A 2,394-nucleotide genomic window follows, 5' to 3' on the forward strand; every position below is an offset into this window, starting at 1 on the left:
CGTCTCCTTCGCGGCGACGCAGGCGCGGCGCAGGCCGGCGACGGCGCGCACGGTGGCCGGGTCGGCGGGGTCGAGCGCGTCGACCGCGCCGCCGAGCTCGGAGCAGACGTGCCAGAACAGGGACTCGTCGAAGTCGATCCCGCCCAGGGCCTCGAGACCCTGGCCGCGACCGAGGACGGTCAGGCCGACGGGGGCGACGGGGTTCGGGTGGACGCCGCGGACGACGGCGGCGTCGAAGGTGCCGCCACCGAGGTCGTAGACGGCGACGGTGCGCCCCATCGGCAGGCGGCCGGTGGCGGCGTGGGCGGCCGCGGCGGCCTCGGGCTCGGTGAGCAGGACGACGTCGTGGAGGCCGACCTCGGCGAGGGCCTCGGTGAACACGCGACGGCGGTAGGCGCCCCAGCCGGCGGGGTGGGCGACGGCGATGCGGCGGGGCGCGGCGCCGTGGCTCTCGGCGACGCGGTCGGCGGTCCAGCGCACCATCTCGGCGGCCACGCCGTCCGCGGAGAAGCTCTCGCCGCCGACGACGATCGGGGTGTCGTCCCCGAGGCGGCGCTTGAACTCGCGCACGACGCGCTGCGGGGCGCCGGGGGCGCGGTCCTCGGCGTCGCTGCCGACCAGCAGCGACCCGTCGTCGTCGACGAGCAGGACGGAGGGGACCTGGACGGCGCCGTGCTCGAGGCCGACGACGCGCACGCCGGGCTCGGGGGTCCCGGGGCGGGCCTCGACGCGCACCGCGGCCGCGGTGAAGGTGGTCCCGAGGTCGATCCCCAGGTCGTACGGGGGCATCGGCTGAGGCGCTGACGGCCGTGCGGCCCATCCCTCGTGCGGACCCGGCATGTGCCCTCCCAGCTTCCCCGTCTCGCGCATCCCGGAGGACACGTGCGCACCGCTCGCGGCTCCCCCTCGCGGGCGGCGCACGTCGCTGATCCGTGGGCATCATCGGCCCGATCGCGGCCACCGTTACACAACCGTAGCTCGAACGGGTGACGGTTTCCGACGGTGCCGGGCGCGTTCTCGACGGCCGGTGACGGTCACCCCCGGCCCGGGGTGGGGGGTGGCCCCCCGAACCCCCTAGGGGCCCCGACGGCGAACCCGGCGCGAGCCCCGATGGCCGGCGGGCCCCCGGACGGCACCGTTCTCACCACGCCGCCCCGGCAGCACCGCCGAGGGCGCTCCGGATCACCTGACCCACGGGGGCACCACGACATGAGCGAGCACAAGACCCTGCTGCAGTTCCTGCTCGACCTGCTGCACGACAAGCAGGCGCTGGCCGACTTCCAGGACGACCCGAAGGGCGAGCTGCACGCCGCCGGCCTCGACCACGTCTGCGTCCAGGACATCCAGGACCTGCTGCCGGTCGTCCTCGAGAAGGAGGACCCCGAGAAGGCCGCGCGGTACGAGGACGACTGCGACCACGACCGGTGCCACGACGACGCCCCGAAGCACCACGAGCACCACGGGGGCCACCACCACGGCGACCCGGACCACGACGACCACCGCTGGCAGCACGACCACGACAGCGAGATCGACAAGGTCGTGACGCACCTCAACTACGTGACGAACAACTACACCTACGACTCGCACGACACGATCTACAACACCAACAACGTCACCAAGATCTGGGCCGACCGCGGCGCGAACGTCGAGGTCAACAACGAGACCCACAACGTGGGCGCCGGCGGCGTCGACGTCGAGGGCAACAACTCCGGCCCGATCACCACCGGCCACGGCAACGTCGTCGGCGACGGCAACCAGATCGCGGACCACGGGGCGAGCGGGGCCTTCGGGGCGGGCTCGACCGCGCTCTCGAACGTCGGTGCGAACGACGGCGGCGCGATCAACACGGGCCTGGGTGGCTCGGCGTCGGGCAGCCACAGCGACGCCCACCTCACCGCCTTCGGCGGCGGCACCGTCCAGAACGGCACCGGCAACGTCGCGACCGACGACCACACCAACAACTCGGTCCACGACTCGAACAACACGACGGACAACTCGCACGGGTCGCACAACACCGACAACTCGATCAACACCGACGCGTCGACGAACGACTCGAACAACCCGCACACCGAGTCGACGACCGAGCACAGCTTCAACACCGAGACCGACAACTCGGCCGACAACTCCACCAACGTCGACCACGGCCACATCGACAACGGTCTGCTCCTCCACTGAGGTCGTCCGACCAGAGGGGGGTCACGGCCGCGTAACGTCAGCGGCGTGACGACACAGCCGGGGCACGGTGCACACGCGCCGTGCCCCGGCTGTCGTTCCTGCACCGGGCCCGTCGAGCAGGGGGACCACGCATGACCGAGCACGGCGCGGGCGGTGAGCTCACCGAGATCGTCGCGCTGGCCCGCCGGGCGGCGACCGCGTACGACCGGCCCGACCTCG

At 73.0% G+C, this 2,394-nt stretch carries 2 protein-coding genes; one reads left to right on the forward strand and one right to left on the reverse strand.

The genetic code is table 11. The annotated features are described in order from the left end of the window. Nucleotides 1-789 (reverse strand): Hsp70 family protein (locus AC0CYZ_RS11530; RefSeq protein WP_472215385.1); only part of this gene is annotated, 789 nt, incomplete at its 3' end. 420 nt (nucleotides 790-1,209) lie between these two features. Here AC0CYZ_RS11530 and AC0CYZ_RS11535 point away from each other — a divergent pair. Further along, entirely contained in the window at nucleotides 1,210-2,175 is a 966-nt protein-coding gene (locus tag AC0CYZ_RS11535) for an IniB N-terminal domain-containing protein (RefSeq protein ID WP_472215387.1), read from the forward strand. Nucleotides 2,176-2,394 lie beyond the last annotated feature (219 nt).

The sequence above is a fragment of the Actinomycetospora sp. genome, from assembly GCF_055612215.1.

Bases quoted from the DNA above. Each gene is read 5' to 3' on its own strand.
- AC0CYZ_RS11535 (WP_472215387.1), top strand. From the start codon at position 1,210: ATGAGCGAGCACAAGACCCTGCTGCAGTTCCTGCTCGACCTGCTGCAC.